The following is a 15991-nucleotide window of genomic DNA, read 5'->3' as shown; positions in this document are numbered from 1 at the left end:
GAACAGCATCGGCGTCTCGAAGGTGAGCTGCCCGCGCCACATCGTGCCGATCCAGTTGAAGAACTTCATCCCGGTCGGCACCGCGATGAGGAACGACAGGAAGGCGAAGAAGGGCAGCAGCACCGCGCCGGTGACGAACATGTGGTGCGCCCACACCGCGACGGACAGGGCTCCGATGCCGATGGTGGCGAAGACCAGACCCTTGTAGCCGAACAGCGGCTTGCGGGAGAAGACCGGCAGGATCTCGCTGACGATGCCGAAGAACGGCAGGGCGAGGATGTAGACCTCGGGGTGGCCGAAGAACCAGAACAGGTGCTGCCAGAGCAGCGCGCCGCCGTTGGCGGCGTCGAACACGTGCGCGCCGAAGCGCCGGTCGGCCTCCAGGGCGAGCAGCGCCGCGGCGAGCACGGGGAAGGCAACCAGCACGAGGATCGAGGTCACCAGGAAGTTCCAGCAGAAGATCGGCAGCCGGAACATCGTCATGCCCGGGGCCCGCATCGTCAGGATCGTCGTGATCATGTTGACGGCGCCGAGGATGGTACCNANACCGGANACCGNNAGNCCCACGATCCACAGGTCCGACCCGGCCCCCGGCGAGTACACCTNGNTNTTCAGCGGCGAGTAGGCGAACCAGCCGAAGGACGCGGCGCCGTTCGGGGTCAGGAACCCNANGATCACCGTCAGGCTGCCGAACAGGAAGAACCAGTAGGACAGCGCGTTCAGCCGCGGGAACGCCACGTCCGGCGCGCCGATCTGCAGCGGCACGAGGAAGTTCGCGAACGCGAACGCGATCGGGGTCGCGAACATGAGCAGCATCAGCGTGCCGTGCATCGTGAAAAACTGGTTGTACTGCTCGTTGGAGAAGTACTGCAGCCCCGGGCGGGCGAGTTCCGCCCGCATCATGATGGCCAGGACACCGGCGAAGAGGAAGAACCCGAACGACGTGACGNNGTACANGANGGCGATGTCCTTGTGGGACGTCGTCCGCAGATAGCCGAGCAGGTTCGTCCGCCGGGGGATGTGGGAGTCCGGGGAGTCGGCGTGGCCGACACCCGCTTCTTGTACGAGGGTCACTGTCCACTCCCGGTGGTTGCGGTGGTGGCGGCGGTCCCGGTCGTTGACACGGCCGGCGCCGCCGAGATCGCCACGTTCTCCCGGTCCGCGATGAACGTGTCGTACTCGGCCTGCGGCACGACCTTCACGTAGAAGTTCATCCGGTCGTGGTCCGTCCCGCACAGTTCGGCGCATCGACCGATGAAGGTGCCGGTCTTCGTGATGGTCAGTTCAAACTGGTTCACCCGGCCGGGGATGACGTCCCGTTTGAACAGGAACTCCGGCACCCAGAACGAGTGGATGACGTCCGGCGAGCTCTCCACGAAACGGATCGAGCGGTTCTGCGGCAGCACGAGCACCGCCGGTTCACCGGGGCGACCGGTGACCTCGATCGGGTTGGCACCCTGCCGGCCGGATCCGGTGTCGAGGTACTTGAACTGCCAGTTCCATCGGAAGGCGATCACGTCAACGGTGACGTCTGGCTTCGGCGAGAGCTTGGTGACCTCGCTCTCGTCCCGGGCCGTGTAGAAGAACAGCCCGGCCACGATCACCACCGGCACGACGGTGTAGAGAACCTCGACTGGCAGGTTGTAGCGCACCTGGCGGGGAAGCACGTCGCTGCGTTTCCGGAAGGCGATGATCGCGTAAAAGATCATTCCCCAGACGAGCACACCGACGGCGAGCGCGGCGATCGCCGAACCCTGCCAGATGTTGAGAAGGCGCGGCGTCTGGTTCGTCACGCCCCTGGGATAGCCGAATGTAGGCCTGTCGCAGGCGGTCGCCATGATCCCCACGACAGCGAGCACGGCACCGAGACGCAGGACACGCCGAAGCGGCCGGATGTGCCGCGTCCCGTGCACGCCGACCGCGGACACCGCAGCTGCGCGTGTGTCGGAGTCAGCCGGTGTCGTCGGCGTGTCCTCGACATCCGCGAGCGACGGCCGGGTCCGACCGAAGGATCTCCTCACCAGGTCCTGCCTCCCACGACGAGCGGGCCGCGGCCGCGGGGCGGACAGCGTTCGTCCCCGCGCGCGAGACCCCCTGGAAACGCCATGTCGCCCCGCCGATCCAACCGGACGACATGCTGTCTTCGACACGCTGTAGATGGTGCGGCAGCAGCGTATCTCAGCAGCCGCGAACCTTCTCGCCTAAGGCCCCCGTCAGCGCCTGTGACGCACGCCCCTCCCGGCCGTTCACGGCGTACCGTTTCACAGGTGCCGGCCTATCTCGACCACGCGTCGACCACGCCGCTGCACCCTGCCGCGCGCGAGGCTCTGCTAATGGCTCTTCAGGATGGTTGGGCCGACCCGGCACGGTTGTATCGGGAGGGCCGCCGGGCGCGCATGCTGCTCGACGCGGCCCGCGAGACCGTCGCGGGCGTGCTCGGGGCCCGGCCGGACGAGATCAGTTTTCCCGCGAGCGGGTCGGCGGCGGCGCATCTGGCCCTGTTGGGCACGGCGGCGGCCCGGCGGCGTGCGGGTGACGTCGTCATGGTCAGCGCGGTCGAGCACTCCAGCGTCCTGCACGCCGCGCAGCGGCACGAACAGGCCGGTGGACGGGTCGTCAGGATTGGTGTGGATCATCTCGGCCGGGTCGACCCCGCCGACTTCACCCCCGTCGCCGGTACCGCCGTCGCCAGCCTCCAGCACGCCAACCACGAGGTCGGGACCATCCAGCCGGTCGCCGAGGTCGCCGAACGGATGCGCGCCGCCGGGGTGCCGCTGCACACCGACGCCGCCGTGACAGTCGGCCACATCCCCGTCGACCTGGCCGACCTCGGGGTGGATCTGCTCACCGCGAGTGCCCACAAGTTCGGCGGACCACCCGGGGTGGGCGTTCTCGCGGTGCGCACCGGGACCCGCTGGCGCAGTCCCGGTCCCGTTGACGAGCGGGAGGGCGGTCGGGTTGCGGGCTATCCGAACGTCCCCGCCGTCGTCGCCGCAGCCATGGCGCTGAGCGCCCGGGCGGGTGAACTCGCCGCGGAGGCGCCCCGGCTCGCCGGCTACGTGGCCGAACTGCGCCGCCGGCTGCCCGAACTCGTCAACGGCGTGGAACTACTCGGCGATCCGGACCGGGCGGCGACGGTTCCGCACATCAGCGCGTTCTCCTGCCTCTACGTCGAGGGCGAGGCGCTGCTGACCGAGCTCGACCGGACCGGAATCGCCGTGAGCTCCGGGTCGAGCTGCACATCCGACACCCTGATCCCGAGCCATGTCCTGGTCGCCATGGGCGCGTTGACGCACGGCAACCTGCGGATATCCTTTGGCCGCGAGTCGACCCAGGCCGATCTCGACGCCCTGCTGACGGCGCTGCCCGCAGCCGTACGCGCCGTGCGGGACCGGCTGGGCGCCGCCGGGCTTTGATGCCGACAATCCGATGACGGAACAGCCGCACACGGTCGACTCGCGGGGACGACGCTGCCCGTTGCCGATCATCGATCTGGCCCGCGCCTTCGGCGGGATTCCGGTGACCGGCACCATCACGCTCTGGGCCGACGACCCCGCCGCCGGCGCGGACGTCGTGGCCTGGTGCCGGCTGCGGGGTCAGGAGCTGGTGGACGTCTCCCCGCTTCCGGAAGGCGGGGAGGCGTTCGTCATCCGGCGGCTTGTATAACCCGCCGGCTCAGATTGCCGGCAGATGCTCGGCGATCTCGGCGGCGGCGTCGGAACCGTAGGCCTCGGTGAGACGCTTAAGCACCTCCGAGGGCTCCACCGTGTACTCCTGGGTGCCGATCGTCTCCAGGACCAGGGTGGCGAGCAGGGAGCCGACCTGGGCGGAGCGTTCGAGCGAGAGGTCCCAGGACCGGCCGGCGAAGAACCCGGCCCGGAAGGCGTCCCCGACTCCGGTGGGATCCGGGGTGGCGCGGGCGGGAACGACCGGGACCCGGATGGGGTCGCTCTCCGGGGCCTCGATGACCGCACCGTCCTTGCCGTGCGTGGTCACCCGGACACCGACCCTGGCCAGGATCTCCTCGTCCGACCAGCCGGTCTTGCTGGCGAGCAGCGCCTTCTCGTACTCGTTACAGAACAGGTAGGCCGCACCGACGACGAGCTCGCGGATCTGCGGGCCCTCCATGATCGCGAGCTGCTGGGAGATGTCCGCCGCGAACGGATATCCCCGCTGCCGGCACTCCTCGCTGTGGCGCAGCATCGCCCCGGGGTCGTTGGGGCTGACGATCACCATGTCCAGGCCGCCGAACCGCTCGGCGATCGGCCTCAACTCGATGTCGGCGGCCTCACTCATCGCACCCGGGTAGAAGGACGCGATCTGGTTGAGGTCCTCGTCGGTGGTGCAGACGAACCGCGCGGTGTGCGCGATCTCACTGACCCGCACGGAGGCGGTGTCCACGCCGTGCCGGTCGAGCCAGGAGCGGTAGTCGGCGAAGTCCTCGCCGACCGCGCCGACGAGGATCGGGCGCAGGCCCAGCCGGCCCAGGCCGAAGGCGATGTTGGCCGCCACTCCGCCCCGCCGGATCACGAGCTCGTCGACGAGAAAGGACAGCGAGACCCGCTCAAGCTGGTCGGCGAGCAACTGCTCGGCGAACCTTCCAGGAAAGCGCATGAGGTGGTCAGAGGCGATGGAACCAGTCACGGCGATACGCACGATCAAGGAGCTTACCGGCCTGCCCCGAAGCCCGGAACCACCGGCTCGCGCTGGTTCACACGCGTCATCACGGAGGCGTCAGAATTACGAGGCGTCAGATCGCGGTGTCCCGTGATTCCGGCGGCCCGCCGGCAAGGGAAACGATGAATACCGGCACAAGCGGATACCGACGCAGCACATGCGGGAGAGCCCGGTCCGACGAACAAGGGCCGGACCAGGCTCTCCCGGACGTACCAGTCTGATCAACCGGTCACCGAACCGCACCCGGGACTCGCGTCGAGACGCGAGCAGGAGGGACGGCCCGGTGCTCAGCGCATCAGTGGAACGAGTCGCCGCAGGCGCAGGAACCCTGGGCATTCGGGTTATCGATAGTGAAACCCTGCTTCTCGATCGTGTCGACGAAGTCGATCGTCGCCCCGCCGAGGTACGGGGCACTCATCCGGTCCACCGCCACCTTGACACCGGAGAAATCGATGACGGTGTCGCCGTCGAGGGACCGCTCGTCAAAGAACAGCTGGTAGCGCATGCCCGAGCAGCCTCCGGGCTGCACCGCGATACGCAGCTTGAGGTCATCCCGACCCTCCTGCTCGAGCAGGGTCTTCACCTTGCCTGCGGCGGTGTCGGTGAGGACGACGCTCGAGGACTGCGTCGCGGGTGCCGTGGTGTCCTGAACGGTCATAGGGACTACTCCTGCCCTTGGTGGACGTGCCTGGCAAGCCAGGCCACTAGTTCCGGTTGACTTGTACGCAGGGCGCCGCCGACCATCCGGCGCACACCCCCCCGGGCACGGCACTGCCACTGTGCCGACATCCATGCCCAACACCGTCGGCCGGGATCCGCTTCCTATGGTAGCGACGTCGGCGCGGGCCAACCACGTCGAGATCCCGACCATGCCTGGAGACGGTGGTCACTCCCGTTCACGTTAGTGACCTTCGTCTGGCCGCCAGCTGACCACGAAGAGCTCGGCATACGATGGCGCCGGGAGTTAGAGTCTCATCGACCATTCGTGGACGGGTCCGGCGGGATCGTTCGGTCGGCCGCCGCGGACGACGAGGCGGCCAGGCCGAGGGCCGGTCGACCGGAGGAGCGCCATGACCACCAACCCGACCCTGCGGCGCGGCCCCATCCCTGCTCGCGACCCGGCCCTAGGCCGGGTCGGTGTGACTCCATCACCGCTGGCCCTGCTGCTACTCGGCCGCCAGGCCGACCCGGCCAGCGAGCGTGGCGTGGACTGTCCGGGTGAACTCCCCCCGGCGGCCGATCCGGCCCTCACAGCCCGCGCCGCGGCGGCGAAGCGGGCGCTGGGTGATCGGGCGTTCATCCTCGGGCACCACTACCAGCGCGACGAGGTCATCGCCTTCGCCGACGTGACCGGCGACTCGTTCAAGCTGGCCCAGCAGGCCGCCGCGCGGCCGCAGGCCGAGGCGATCGTCTTCTGCGGCGTGCACTTCATGGCGGAAAGCGCCGACATCCTCACCGGCGCGCACCAGCAGGTGATCCTGCCGGACCTCGCCGCCGGCTGCTCGATGGCGGACATGGCCACCGCCGAGCAGGTCGAGCAGGCCTGGGACGATCTGCTCGATGCGGGAGTCGCCGCCGATACCGTTCCGGTGAGCTACATGAACTCCTCGGCCGCGATCAAGGCGTTCACCGGGCGCCACGACGGGACGATCTGCACCTCGTCGAACGCCAGGCGCGCGCTGGAGTGGGCCTTCGGCGAGCGCGGGGGTGCCCGGGTGCTTTTCCTGCCGGACCAGCACCTCGGCCGCAACACCGCCATCGGTGAACTGGGGACAAGCGAGCAGGACTGCGTCGTTTACGACCCCCGCAAGCCCTCGGGAGGACTGACCCGCCGGCAACTGCGCGCGGCGAAGATGATCCTCTGGCGGGGTCACTGCTCGGTGCACGGCCGGTTCACCCGCGACAGCGTCGACGAGGTCCGCCGCCGGATCCCCGGGGTGACGGTGCTCGCCCACCCCGAGTGCCGGCGGGAGGTCGTCACCGCGGCCGACCTCGTCGGCTCGACCGAGTACATCATCTCGGTCGTCGCTGCCGCTCCCGCCGGATCGGCGTTCGCGATCGGTACCGAGCTGAACCTGGTGCAGCGGCTGGCGACGAGGCACCCTGACAAGACCATCGTCTTCCTGGACCGTACGGTGTGTTTCTGCTCCACCATGAACCGGATCGACATGCCCCACCTCGTGTGGGCGCTGGAGTCCCTCGTACGGGGTGAGACGGTGAACCGCATCACCGTCGACCCGGACGTGGCCACCTATGCCCGGAAGGCTCTCGACCAGATGTTGGCGCTGCCCTGATGGCTCTGCTGAAACGACGCAACTCCGCCGGCCCCGATGCCGGCCCCGGCCCCGGGGACCCGATCGCCGAGCAGGTGGAGAGGGTCGAACAGGAGAAGGTCGCCGATCCGCGGCGCACGGCGGCCAAGGGCCGGCCCACGCCCCGCCGGGCGGAGGCGCGGGCCGCCCGTACGAAGCCCGGTGGTGCGCTCGGCGTCTCGGCGAACAAGCAGGAGGCGCGGGCCGCGCGACGCAGGCAGAGCCAGGAGTACCGCGCGGCGATGATGTCCGGCGACGTCAGCCGGCTGCCAGCGCGTGAACGCGCGCCCGAGCGCGTACTGACCCGCGACTTCGTGGACACGCGGATCAACGTCGGATCGTTCTTCTTGCCGATCGCCGTCGTCTACTTCGTCGGCGGACTGGTCCCGAACGCATCGATCAGGCTGGCCGCGACCCTGCTGATGCTGCTCGGGATCGTCGCGGTCGTCATCGACTCGATCCTGCTCTCCTGGCAGGTGAGCCGGCGCGTCGCGGAGAAGTACCCGGACTCCCGGGTGCGGGTGCGGGCCTACGCCGCGCAGCGCGCGCTACTGCCGCGGCGCTGGCGACTCCCCCGCCCGCGGGTCTCCCGCTCCGACCCGCGCCCCTGATCGACGGTCAGGGCCGACGGCTAAGGTCGTCACGTGAAGCATCGACGTCTTGGGCGCAGCGGCCTGTCGGTCAGTGAGATCTCCTACGGCAACTGGATCACCCATGGTGACCAGATCGAGGCGGACGCGGCGACCGCCTGTGTGCGTGCCGCCCTCGACGAGGGCATCACCACATTCGACACCGCGGACGTCTACGCCGGTACCCGCGCCGAGAGCGTCCTGGGCGAAGCGCTGCAGGGCGTGCGCCGGGAGTCCTACGAGCTGTTCACCAAGGTCTACTGGCCCACCGGCCCGGGGGAGAACGACAAGGGCCTCGGTCGCAAGCACATCATCGAGTCCGCGCACGCCTCGCTGCGCCGTCTGCGCACCGACCATCTCGACCTCTACCAGGCACACCGGTACGACCCGACGGTGCCGATCGAAGAGACCCTGCGGGCCTTCGACGACCTCGTCCGCGCCGGCAAAGTGCTCTACGTCGGCGTGTCCGAGTGGAGCGCCGCGCAGATCAGCGACGCCGTCCGGCTGGCCAGCGAGCTGGGGCTGGACCGCATCATCTCCAACCAGCCGCAGTACTCGATGCTGTGGCGGACCATCGAGGCCGACATCGTGCCCGTCAGCCGGAAGGCCGGGATCTCCCAGATCGTCTGGTCGCCGATCGCCCAAGGCGTGCTCACCGGCAAGTACCCGCCCGGTCAGCCACCGCCGGCCGGCAGCCGGGCCACCGGTGAAACCGGTTCCACCTTCATCTCCCGGCTGCTGCGCGACGACGTGCTGACCGCGGTGCAGGAGCTGCGGCCGATCGCCGCGGACGCCGGGCTGTCGATGGCGCAGCTCGCCGTCGCCTGGGTGCTGCAGAACGACAACGTCGCCTCAGCGATCATCGGCGCGTCCCGGCCGGAGCAGGTACGGGAGAACGTCAAGGCTGCCGGCGTGACGCTCGACACGGCGCTGCTTGATCGGATCGACGACGTGCTCGCCGAGGTCGTCACCCGGGCCTGACCCGGGCCTGCCTCCAGGCCTGGCCCCGGGCCCGCCGGCTACCCCGAACCGAATCAGATCTGATCTGATCTGATCAGATCAGATCAGATCAGCCAGGATGGTCGCCAGCCGGGTCGGTTCGGCGGAAAGCGGAGGCCAGCGCCTGCCAGGTCCGGTCGAGATCGGATCCTGGCAGATAGCGGCCGTCCAGTTCGAGGATCATCGTGCCGTGCGCGGCGGCCCACAGGGCCTGCGCACGATAGGGTTCCCCGGCCGCCCGGTAGAATGGCTCCCCCGCCCAGTCCTCGACGTCGGCGCTCAGTAGCCGACGGTTCAGCGAACCGGCGGTGACCAGGCGGTAGAGGTTCGGATGGGCTTGGGCATAGCCCCGGTACGCGGCCAGCAGGGCCGGGACCACCTCCGCGGCACCGCCGCGGTCGACCACGTCGTGGAGCAGGTCCCCGATCTCCATGAGCATGGTCTCGATCAGCTTGGCCTCGAGCTGCGGCTTACCCGCGAGATGCTTGTACAGCGACGGCGCCCGGATACCGAGGAGATCACCGATCCGGCGCATCGTCAGCGCCCCCGCCCCCTCGGTCTCCAGCACCCCCCGCGCGACCGTGATGATCTCGGTGACCCGCGGCGAGACGAGGCCTAGGACCGGGCGGGGCGCGATCCTGGGCAATGGCGGCTCGCCGACCGGCCGCGCCTGCGCCACCGACCGTGCTCCCCGCACCGGCGCCGGCCCGGATTCCGCCCGCACCGGTGAGGTCGCCGCCCCCGTGTTCACGCCGGTGTGATCACGAAGACGGGGTGGCGGGGCGCGATCCGACGGATCTCCTCATCGGGCGAGTCCGGCCCGACCCCGTCGAAGAAGGCGCCGACCTCGGCCTTCCACCGCCGCAGGTAGGCCCGCAGCACGGCGACGCTCGCCGCCGGATCCAGCTCGGTCGCGGAGTAACGCGTGCGCGACCGGCCACGCAGCAGGCATAGCTCGCCTTGGGCCGCGCGCAGATTACGCACCCACTGGCCGTGCCCTCGCGCCGAGACCAGGTACTGCTGCCCGTCGAAGATGAGCAGGTTCACCGGGGTCCGGCGCGGCTCGCCGCTGATCCGGCCGCGTACCTCGAGGATCCGACTGCCCAGGAGGCTGATCCCCGCCCGGGTCAACGCCGCGACGGCGCGGTTGGCCACGTTACGGGTGAACCATCCGGGGGCGAGGTAATGCGCTTCGGCCGGAGTGGACGGGTTGTTGTGCTCGGTCAAGATCTGCACCCTCTCTGTCGACCGGAACGGCCCGGCGCCGGCCTGAGCGATCTCGATGGTTCGGCCGGCCGGACCACACCGGACAGGCCAACGTCGTCAGCCAACGCTGCCAGCTAACATCGTTAGCCGACCTCTCGTCAAGAGGCGGTTCGGTCGGCGCGAATCGGGACCGGCACCGGTCGGGACCGGCACGGGCGGAGGCGGCTCAGGTCACCGGGCGCAGGCTCATCGGCCCGTAGACGCGACGGCCGGCATCGAGGAGCGTCACCTGCGCCACCCCCGCATCGAGCAGGTCACGCCAGGTCTCCCCGAGCCACGTCTCAGCGTCTCCCTGGCTGGTGAACGACTCAGAGGTCGAGTCCCCGCCGACCATCGTGATCGTGCCGTCATCGCCTTCGTAGCGCCAGGTCCAGGTCATGAGTGTGTCCTTCCCACCCGGGCGGCCCGCGCTGGAGCCGCCGGCCGTGATCGGCCAGTGCGCCGGCCGGTCGTCCCATCCAACCGCGTGCACCCCGCCGACGCGGGACTCCCGGCCCCACGCCAGGGCCGATGATCCATCGTGGCACTGGTCGACCGGCCCGCGGGCCCGGGTCTGGTCGGCCCGTGCTACTGGCGCGGTCGGCGATACCCGCGCCAGGATGTCGTGAACGTCGGTAACGTCAGTTCCGGTGGATGCCCGGACAGCATCGCGACCACCACGATCGCGAAGCCGGCGTCACCGGTCATCGCCGGTCGTGCGAGCCGGCGGCATGTCCGCACGGTGAGCACAGCCGCGTCGAAGGCAGGTCCGCACGACAGGCACGTCTGCGTGAGCAGTACGTCGGTACAAGGAGGAAGAACCCGCGTGGGAACGACCGTCTACAACGCAGCGGCCATCGTGGCCGAGTCCGTGGAACACGAGGACGCTCCCCTGACCTGGTGGGCCGCCGCGCTCGTCACCTTCGCGGCAATCTTCCTGCTGGCGGTGGTGCTCACCCTCATGACCCTGTGGGAGCGCAAGCGCCACCCGCACGTCTGAGGTTCCGCGGGCCACGGAGCCTGGCAGGCTTGAGAACCCGGAGAGGCGGGATCCGGGGGGATCCGGGGCGCAACGGGATCCGGGAGACGGAACACGATGAAGGTGACGCTGCTCGGCACCGGCTCGGCGGACGGCTGGCCCAACCCGTGGTGCGACTGCGCATCCTGTGCCTGGGCCAGGGAACACGAAGTACGCGGGCAGACGGCCGTTCTGATCGACGACGCCCTGCTGATCGACTGTGGTCCCGACGTGCCCCGGACCGCTGCCCGGCTCGGAGTACGCCTATCGGGGCTGCGTCATCTGCTGATCAGTCACGCCCATCCCGATCATCTGGGGCCCGAGAGCCTGATGTGGCGCTCGTGGTCGACAGCCGCGGGACGGCCCCTCGACGTGGTCGGTCCGCCGGCGGCGCTGGCGGCGTGCCGGGAGTTCCTGGCTCGCTGGGAGCGCTCCGATCCGGACCGGGACGGCTCGCCGCTGCGGCTGATCGCCGTGGTGCCCGGGGGCACGCCGACGACACCCGGACCCCTGCGCCTCGGCGCGGACGATCGGCAGGCCGCGGAGGACCGGGGATCCCCGGAGGATCAGGAGTCCCCGAGCGATCGGGGTTATCTCGTTCGACCGGTCGCCGCCCAGCACGGTGACGCGAGCATCGGGCCGGCCGTGCTCTACGACGTGACGGCGCCGGACGGTGGACGTCTGCTGTACGGCTGCGACACCGCGGCGCCGCTGCCGGCGGAGACGCTCGAGGCGGTCACCGGCCGCGCCTACGACGTCGTGCTGCTGGAGGAGAACAACGGCGACCGGCCGGGGTTCGGCGAGCACCTTGACCTCGACACCTTCGGTCAGCTCGTGGCCGAGCTGCGCCGCCGCGGCGCCGTGGTGCCGAGCACCCTGGTACTGGCCGTCCATCTGAGTCACCGCAACCCGCCCGGCGACGAACTGGCCCGCCGGCTCCACCTCGTCGGCGCGCTGGCACCGGCGGACGGGACCGTCTATGACATCGTCCCGGCCGCCCGGCGGCAGCCATCACAGCCGTCGCAGCCGTCGCAGCCACCACGGGCACCAGGGCGGTGGCAGAGTCCGGTGCTCCCGGCACCACACCGGGTCCTGATCACGGGGGGTGCTCGGTCGGGGAAGTCGGCCGAGGCCGAACGCCGGCTGCTCGCCGAACCGGAGGTGGTCTACGTCGCGACGTCGGCGCCGCCTGATCCGGCCGACGCCGAGTGGTCCGAGCGGATCGCCGCACACCGGCGGCGGCGCCCGGCCGCCTGGACGACCGTGGAGACGGTCGACCTGGTTCCCCTGTTGCGCTCTCCCGGACCACCGCTGCTCATCGACGGTCTGGGGCTGTGGGTCGGCGCCTGGCTGGACCGTCCGGACGAGTTGCGCATCCGCGCGGAGGAGCTCGTTGACGCCTGGCGGGCCACCGGCCGTCGGGTCGTCGCGGTCACGGACGAGGTCGGTTCCGGGGTCGTTCCCCCGGCCGAGGCCGGCCGCCGGTTCCGCGACGTGCTCGGCCGTCTCAACGCCGATCTCGCGGCCGAGGCCGACGAGGTGTGGCAGGTGGTCGCGGGCATCCCCCTCCGGCTGCGACCGTTCCCGCACGAGCGGTCATAGCGTCCTCACGGGACGAATCCTCCCGTGACGAAGTCGTAGCGGTAGAGCCCGGCCGAGCAGGCCACGATGAGACCGGCCGGTTCGGTCGCGGGAAGCCACCGGCAGGACCGGGCCGCGCCGTCGCTCACCCGCCAGACCCGCACGGTGCGGTCATTGCCGCCCGAGGCCAGCCACCTGCCGGCCGGGCCGGCCGGCAAGGACCAACCGTCCCGGCCGCGCCGATCGGCACAATCATGCGGTACGGGGACCACTGGGAGATACCTTCGCGGGGATGTGGTGCGTTGCCGACCGAGCGGATCAGGTAGTAAGGATCCCGTGGATCCCGATGCGTCAGGCAGCGCCGTTCCCGCCGTTCCCCCGTTGGACTCCGACGCGATGGCGGCGGCTCGCCAGCGGCAGACCGAACTGACCAAGCCACCCGGGGCGCTGGGCCGGCTCGAGGATCTGTCCATCTGGCTCGCCGGCGCACAGGCGACCTGCCCACCCCGTCCCTTCGCCCGGATCCGGGCGGTCGTGATCGCCGGCGACCACGGTGTCGCCCAGGCCGGGGTGTCCGCCTTCCCCAGCGACGTGACCGCCCAGATGGTCTCGAACTTCGCCGCGGGCGGCGCGGCGGTCAACGTGCTGGCCCGCCAGGTCGGGGCCGCCGTGCGCGTGGTGGACGTGTCCGTGGACACCGCGCGGCCCCTCACGCCGGGCGGGGTGGATGGATCGGCCGCACCGGAGCGCTATCGGGTGCGACGGTCGAGCGGACGGATCGACCGCACCGACGCGCTGTCGGTCGCGGAGGCGGACGCCGCGTTCGCCGTCGGCCGACTCATCGCGGACGAGGAGATCGACGCGGGCGCGGACCTGCTTGTTCCCGGCGAGATGGGGATCGGCAACACAACCCCCGCAGCCACCATCGTGGCGCTGCTGTGCGACCGGGAGCCGATCGAGGTAGTCGGCCGCGGGACGGGGATCGACGACCAACGTTGGATGCTCAAGACGGCCGCGATCCGGGACGCGATGCGGCGCGGCCGGCCGTTCACCGGCGACGCGCATTCGGTGCTGCGGATCGTCGGTGGAGCCGATCTGCTCGCCCTGGCCGGGCTGCTGGCGCAGTCCGCCGTGCGACGGACGCCGGTCATCCTCGACGGTGTGATCGTCTGCGCGGCGGCACTGGCCGCAGAGCGGATCGCCCCAGGAGCAAGCCAGTGGTGGGTGGCCGGCACCCGGTCCACCGAGCCCGCCCAGGGAATCGCACTGGACGCACTCGGTCTGACCCCCCTGGTCGACGCCGGCCTGCGTCTCGGGGAGGGCACCGGTGCGCTCCTCGCCGTTCCGTTCCTGCGGGCGGCCCAGGCCACGCTGGCCGAGATGGCGACGTTCGACCAGGCCGGTGTCAGCGGGAAAGCCGAGGTCGGCGGCGGCCAAGGGGACTCGGGCCCCGCGGCCGGTGCCCCGTGATGCTCGAGGCAAGAACAGCATTCACGCTGCTCACCGTCCTGCCGCTGCGGGGCCCGGAGCACACCGACCGGCGGCTCGCGGGCCGGGCGATGGCCCTGGCGCCCTTCGTCGGCCTGGCCCTGGGGCTGCTCGCCGGCAGTGCGGTGTTCGCCACCCGGATCGTCACGGCGGTTCCCGGTCAGCGCGCCCAGACCCTGCTGCCGGCCGTCGTCGGCGTCACGGTGCTCGCTCTGGTCACCCGGGGCCTGCATCTCGACGGGCTGGCCGATCTCGGGGACGGGCTCGGCGCCTGGCGAGCGCGGGGCAGGGATCGCGCCTTGGAGATCATGCGCGAGTCGACCATCGGGGCCTTCGGAGCGATCATCGTCCTGTTCGTGGTGCTGCTCCAGGTCGGGGCCCTGAGCACGACGATCTCGGCGCACCGCGGCACGCTGTCGATTCTGGTCGCCGCGATGACCAGCAGGCTCGCGGCCACCCTGGCCTGTACCGGCGCCGTCCCGCCGGCTCGGCCGGATGGCCTCGGTGCGCTGGTCGCGGGAACCGTGCGGACCCGGGACGCGGCGCTGTCCTTCCTGGCAGTCTGCGCCGTCGCGGCGCTGGCCGGACTGCTGGACTTCGACGGCGGCGGCCCCGGCCGGGCGCTGCGAGCGGTCCTCGCGGTCTGGGTCGGGACAGGCGTCTCGTTTCTGCTCCGGCGGTATCTGCTCACGCGCTTCGGCGGGATCACCGGAGACATCCTCGGCGGACTCATCGAGATCACCGCGGCGGCGACCCTGCTCGTCATGGCCATGACGATCCCGACGCCCGTCCTGCACACCCTCGGCCTGCACTGACAGCGCGGCGGACGCCGCCCGCTGGCGTCCGCCCGGCGGGCCCGCCGGACAGGCCCGTCCGGCGGCTGGGCTACTTGGGCGAGGACCTGACGAACGGCGGCCGGACAACCGTCATGGGACTCGGACGGCCCCGGACGTCGACGTTCACCGTGTCGCCCCCCTGCACGGACCGGTCCAGCAGGGCGAGCCCGATCCCCTGGCGCAGCGTCGGAGAGAACGTGCCGCTGGTGACCTCACCGACCGTGGCACCAGCCGCGGAGGCCACGGTCATGTGCGGACGGGGAATCACCCGGCCGGTGGACCGCAGCCCCCACAGCAGGCGGGAGGCGCCGGCGGACCGCTCCGCGAGCAGGGCGTCGCGTCCCCAGAAGCGATCCTTGTCCCAGCCGACGGCCCACCCGGAGCGAGCCTGGACCGGCGTGATCGACAAAGAGAGGTCCTGGCCATGCAGCGGATACCCCATCTCGGTCCGCAGCGTGTCGCGGGCACCGAGGCCGACCGGCACGACGCCGAGCGGCCCACCCGCCGCGAACAGCGCATCCCACAGCGCAGGGGTGTCGTCCCAACGGGGCAACAGCTCGTAGCCTCGCTCTCCGGTGTAGCCCGACCGGCACACGATCACCGGGTGGCCCTTCCACTCCGCGTCGACGAAACTCATATACGTCCCGCCGGTGGGCAGGCCGAGGGCGCCGAGCAGGTCGGCGCAGGCCGGTCCCTGGACCGCTACCACGCCGTACCCGGTGTGCAGGTCGGTGACGGACACGCCCGCCGGCGCCGCCGCGGCGAGGCGAGCGACGACCTGTGCGGTGTTCGCGGCGTTCGGGACGAGGAAGACCTCCTCGTCGGAGTACAGGTAGGCGATCAGATCGTCGACGACCCCGCCGGTCTCCTCGCAGCACAAGGTGTACTGCGCCTGGCCGGGGCCGATCCGGCGCAGGTCGTTGGTCAGGCAGGCGTTGACGAAGGCGGCGGCGCCGGGGCCGGCGATCCTGGCCTTGCCGAGATGGCTGACGTCGAAGATCCCGACCGCGCCGCGGACCGCCTGGTGCTCGGCGAGCACCCCGCGGCCGGTGTACTCGATCGGCATCTCCCAGCCACCGAACCCGGCCATCTTCGCGCCCAGTTCGACGTGCCGGTCGTACAGCGGGGATCGACGCAGCTCTGGGGATCGACGCAGCTCTGCCATGGCCAGCAGCCTAGTGTCCGGCCGGCAGCGGTCGAAACGAC

Annotated in this window: 18 protein-coding genes; 9 read left to right on the top strand and 9 right to left on the bottom strand. The window is 70.7% G+C overall.

Annotation, left to right across the window (positions count from 1 at the left end):
• Together BMG523DRAFT_RS13500 and coxB are read right to left on the bottom strand one after the other, a co-directional pair.
• On the bottom strand, positions 1-1074 hold a 1074-nt coding region (locus BMG523DRAFT_RS13500; protein ID WP_043591309.1), incomplete at its 3' end, for a cbb3-type cytochrome c oxidase subunit I.
• Complete coding sequence (coxB, locus tag BMG523DRAFT_RS13495; protein WP_011437502.1) at positions 1071-2021, bottom strand: cytochrome c oxidase subunit II; 951 nt, start codon at positions 2019-2021, stop codon at positions 1071-1073. The genes coxB and BMG523DRAFT_RS13500, both read right to left, overlap by 4 nt.
• Positions 2022-2267: 246 nt before the next feature.
• On the opposite strand from coxB, the gene BMG523DRAFT_RS13490 reads away from it, so the two are divergent.
• Entirely contained in the window at positions 2268-3416 is a 1149-nt protein-coding gene (locus tag BMG523DRAFT_RS13490) for a cysteine desulfurase family protein (protein ID WP_035731691.1), read from the top strand.
• A gap of 13 nt (positions 3417-3429) precedes the next feature.
• On the top strand, positions 3430-3666 hold the full coding sequence (locus tag BMG523DRAFT_RS13485) for a sulfurtransferase TusA family protein (RefSeq protein WP_035731696.1): 237 nt from the start codon (positions 3430-3432) through the stop codon (positions 3664-3666).
• 9 nt (positions 3667-3675) lie between these two features.
• Here BMG523DRAFT_RS13485 and BMG523DRAFT_RS13480 read toward each other — a convergent pair whose 3' ends face one another.
• Both BMG523DRAFT_RS13480 and erpA read right to left on the bottom strand, forming a co-directional pair.
• Positions 3676-4656 carry a carbohydrate kinase family protein gene (locus tag BMG523DRAFT_RS13480; RefSeq protein ID WP_011437505.1) on the bottom strand — a complete coding sequence of 327 codons (981 nt, stop codon included), beginning with the start codon at positions 4654-4656 and terminating at the stop codon, positions 3676-3678.
• A 316-nt stretch (positions 4657-4972) separates the two neighbouring features.
• Positions 4973-5335, bottom strand: coding sequence for an iron-sulfur cluster insertion protein ErpA (erpA, locus tag BMG523DRAFT_RS13475; RefSeq protein WP_011437506.1), 363 nt, complete (start codon positions 5333-5335; stop codon positions 4973-4975).
• A 412-nt stretch (positions 5336-5747) separates the two neighbouring features.
• On the opposite strand from erpA, the gene nadA reads away from it, so the two are divergent.
• Genes nadA through BMG523DRAFT_RS13460 form a run of 3 tightly spaced genes read left to right on the top strand, consistent with a single transcriptional unit; the run spans position 5748 to position 8599 of the window.
• Positions 5748-6971 carry a quinolinate synthase NadA gene (gene nadA, locus BMG523DRAFT_RS13470; protein ID WP_011437507.1) on the top strand — a complete coding sequence of 408 codons (1224 nt, stop codon included), beginning with the start codon at positions 5748-5750 and terminating at the stop codon, positions 6969-6971.
• Positions 6971-7600 (top strand): DUF3043 domain-containing protein, encoded by a 630-nt coding sequence (locus tag BMG523DRAFT_RS13465; protein WP_011437508.1) that lies wholly within the window; start codon positions 6971-6973, stop codon positions 7598-7600. Before nadA ends, BMG523DRAFT_RS13465 begins: the two co-directional genes overlap by 1 nt.
• A 33-nt stretch (positions 7601-7633) precedes the next feature.
• Positions 7634-8599: an aldo/keto reductase family protein gene (locus BMG523DRAFT_RS13460; RefSeq protein WP_011437509.1), complete on the top strand. Its 966-nt coding sequence runs from the start codon at positions 7634-7636 to the stop codon at positions 8597-8599.
• Between the two features lie 88 nt (positions 8600-8687).
• Here BMG523DRAFT_RS13460 and BMG523DRAFT_RS13455 read toward each other — a convergent pair whose 3' ends face one another.
• From BMG523DRAFT_RS13455 to BMG523DRAFT_RS13445, 3 genes are all read right to left on the bottom strand, one after another.
• Positions 8688-9296: a TetR/AcrR family transcriptional regulator gene (locus tag BMG523DRAFT_RS13455; RefSeq protein ID WP_043591310.1), complete on the bottom strand. Its 609-nt coding sequence runs from the start codon at positions 9294-9296 to the stop codon at positions 8688-8690.
• Positions 9297-9364: 68 nt separating this feature from the next.
• Positions 9365-9844: a nitroreductase family deazaflavin-dependent oxidoreductase gene (locus BMG523DRAFT_RS13450; RefSeq protein ID WP_011437511.1), complete on the bottom strand. Its 480-nt coding sequence runs from the start codon at positions 9842-9844 to the stop codon at positions 9365-9367.
• 205 nt (positions 9845-10049) lie between these two features.
• Positions 10050-10262, bottom strand: coding sequence for a hypothetical protein (locus BMG523DRAFT_RS13445; RefSeq protein ID WP_011437512.1), 213 nt, complete (start codon positions 10260-10262; stop codon positions 10050-10052).
• Positions 10263-10688: 426 nt separating this feature from the next.
• Between BMG523DRAFT_RS13445 and BMG523DRAFT_RS26500 the strand changes: the two genes are divergently transcribed.
• Entirely contained in the window at positions 10689-10862 is a 174-nt protein-coding gene (locus tag BMG523DRAFT_RS26500; RefSeq protein WP_011437513.1) for a hypothetical protein, read from the top strand.
• 96 nt (positions 10863-10958) lie between these two features.
• On the top strand, positions 10959-12482 hold the full coding sequence (locus BMG523DRAFT_RS13435; RefSeq protein WP_011437514.1) for a bifunctional adenosylcobinamide kinase/adenosylcobinamide-phosphate guanylyltransferase: 1524 nt from the start codon (positions 10959-10961) through the stop codon (positions 12480-12482).
• A gap of 5 nt (positions 12483-12487) precedes the next feature.
• On the opposite strand, the gene BMG523DRAFT_RS13430 is transcribed toward BMG523DRAFT_RS13435, so the two are convergent.
• Positions 12488-12679 (bottom strand): hypothetical protein, encoded by a 192-nt coding sequence (locus BMG523DRAFT_RS13430; protein WP_035731705.1) that lies wholly within the window; start codon positions 12677-12679, stop codon positions 12488-12490.
• A gap of 118 nt (positions 12680-12797) precedes the next feature.
• Here BMG523DRAFT_RS13430 and cobT point away from each other — a divergent pair, with 118 nt between their 5' ends.
• Together cobT and BMG523DRAFT_RS13420 are read left to right on the top strand one after the other, a co-directional pair.
• Complete coding sequence (gene cobT, locus BMG523DRAFT_RS13425) at positions 12798-13931, top strand: nicotinate-nucleotide--dimethylbenzimidazole phosphoribosyltransferase (RefSeq protein WP_023842026.1); 1134 nt, start codon at positions 12798-12800, stop codon at positions 13929-13931.
• Complete coding sequence (locus tag BMG523DRAFT_RS13420; RefSeq protein WP_023842025.1) at positions 13931-14764, top strand: adenosylcobinamide-GDP ribazoletransferase; 834 nt, start codon at positions 13931-13933, stop codon at positions 14762-14764. The genes cobT and BMG523DRAFT_RS13420 overlap by 1 nt, the downstream gene beginning before the upstream one ends.
• Before the next feature lie 70 nt (positions 14765-14834).
• Here the strand turns inward: BMG523DRAFT_RS13420 and gcvT are convergent, their stop codons facing one another.
• Entirely contained in the window at positions 14835-15950 is a 1116-nt protein-coding gene (gene gcvT, locus BMG523DRAFT_RS13415; RefSeq protein ID WP_011437517.1) for a glycine cleavage system aminomethyltransferase GcvT, read from the bottom strand.
• Positions 15951-15991 lie beyond the last annotated feature (41 nt).

Origin of the sequence: Frankia sp. BMG5.23 (genome assembly GCF_000685765.2) — a bacterium.
Classification (GTDB): domain Bacteria; phylum Actinomycetota; class Actinomycetes; order Frankiales; family Frankiaceae; genus Frankia; species Frankia casuarinae.
The sequence above is the reverse complement of the archived record's forward strand: the minus strand, read 5'-3'. Positions and strand labels throughout refer to the sequence as shown.

Excerpts from the sequence above, each read along its gene's own strand:
- gcvT (WP_011437517.1), bottom strand. The coding sequence starts at position 15,950 with ATGGCAGAGCTGCGTCGATCCCCAGAGCTGCGTCGATCCCCGCTGTAC.
- nadA (WP_011437507.1), top strand. The coding sequence starts at position 5,748 with ATGACCACCAACCCGACCCTGCGGCGCGGCCCCATCCCTGCTCGCGAC.
- BMG523DRAFT_RS13465 (WP_011437508.1), top strand. The coding sequence starts at position 6,971 with ATGGCTCTGCTGAAACGACGCAACTCCGCCGGCCCCGATGCCGGCCCC.
- BMG523DRAFT_RS13420 (WP_023842025.1), top strand. The coding sequence starts at position 13,931 with ATGCTCGAGGCAAGAACAGCATTCACGCTGCTCACCGTCCTGCCGCTG.
- BMG523DRAFT_RS13435 (WP_011437514.1), top strand. The coding sequence starts at position 10,959 with ATGAAGGTGACGCTGCTCGGCACCGGCTCGGCGGACGGCTGGCCCAAC.
- BMG523DRAFT_RS13445 (WP_011437512.1), bottom strand. The coding sequence starts at position 10,262 with ATGACCTGGACCTGGCGCTACGAAGGCGATGACGGCACGATCACGATG.
- BMG523DRAFT_RS13485 (WP_035731696.1), top strand. The coding sequence starts at position 3,430 with ATGACGGAACAGCCGCACACGGTCGACTCGCGGGGACGACGCTGCCCG.
- erpA (WP_011437506.1), bottom strand. The coding sequence starts at position 5,335 with ATGACCGTTCAGGACACCACGGCACCCGCGACGCAGTCCTCGAGCGTC.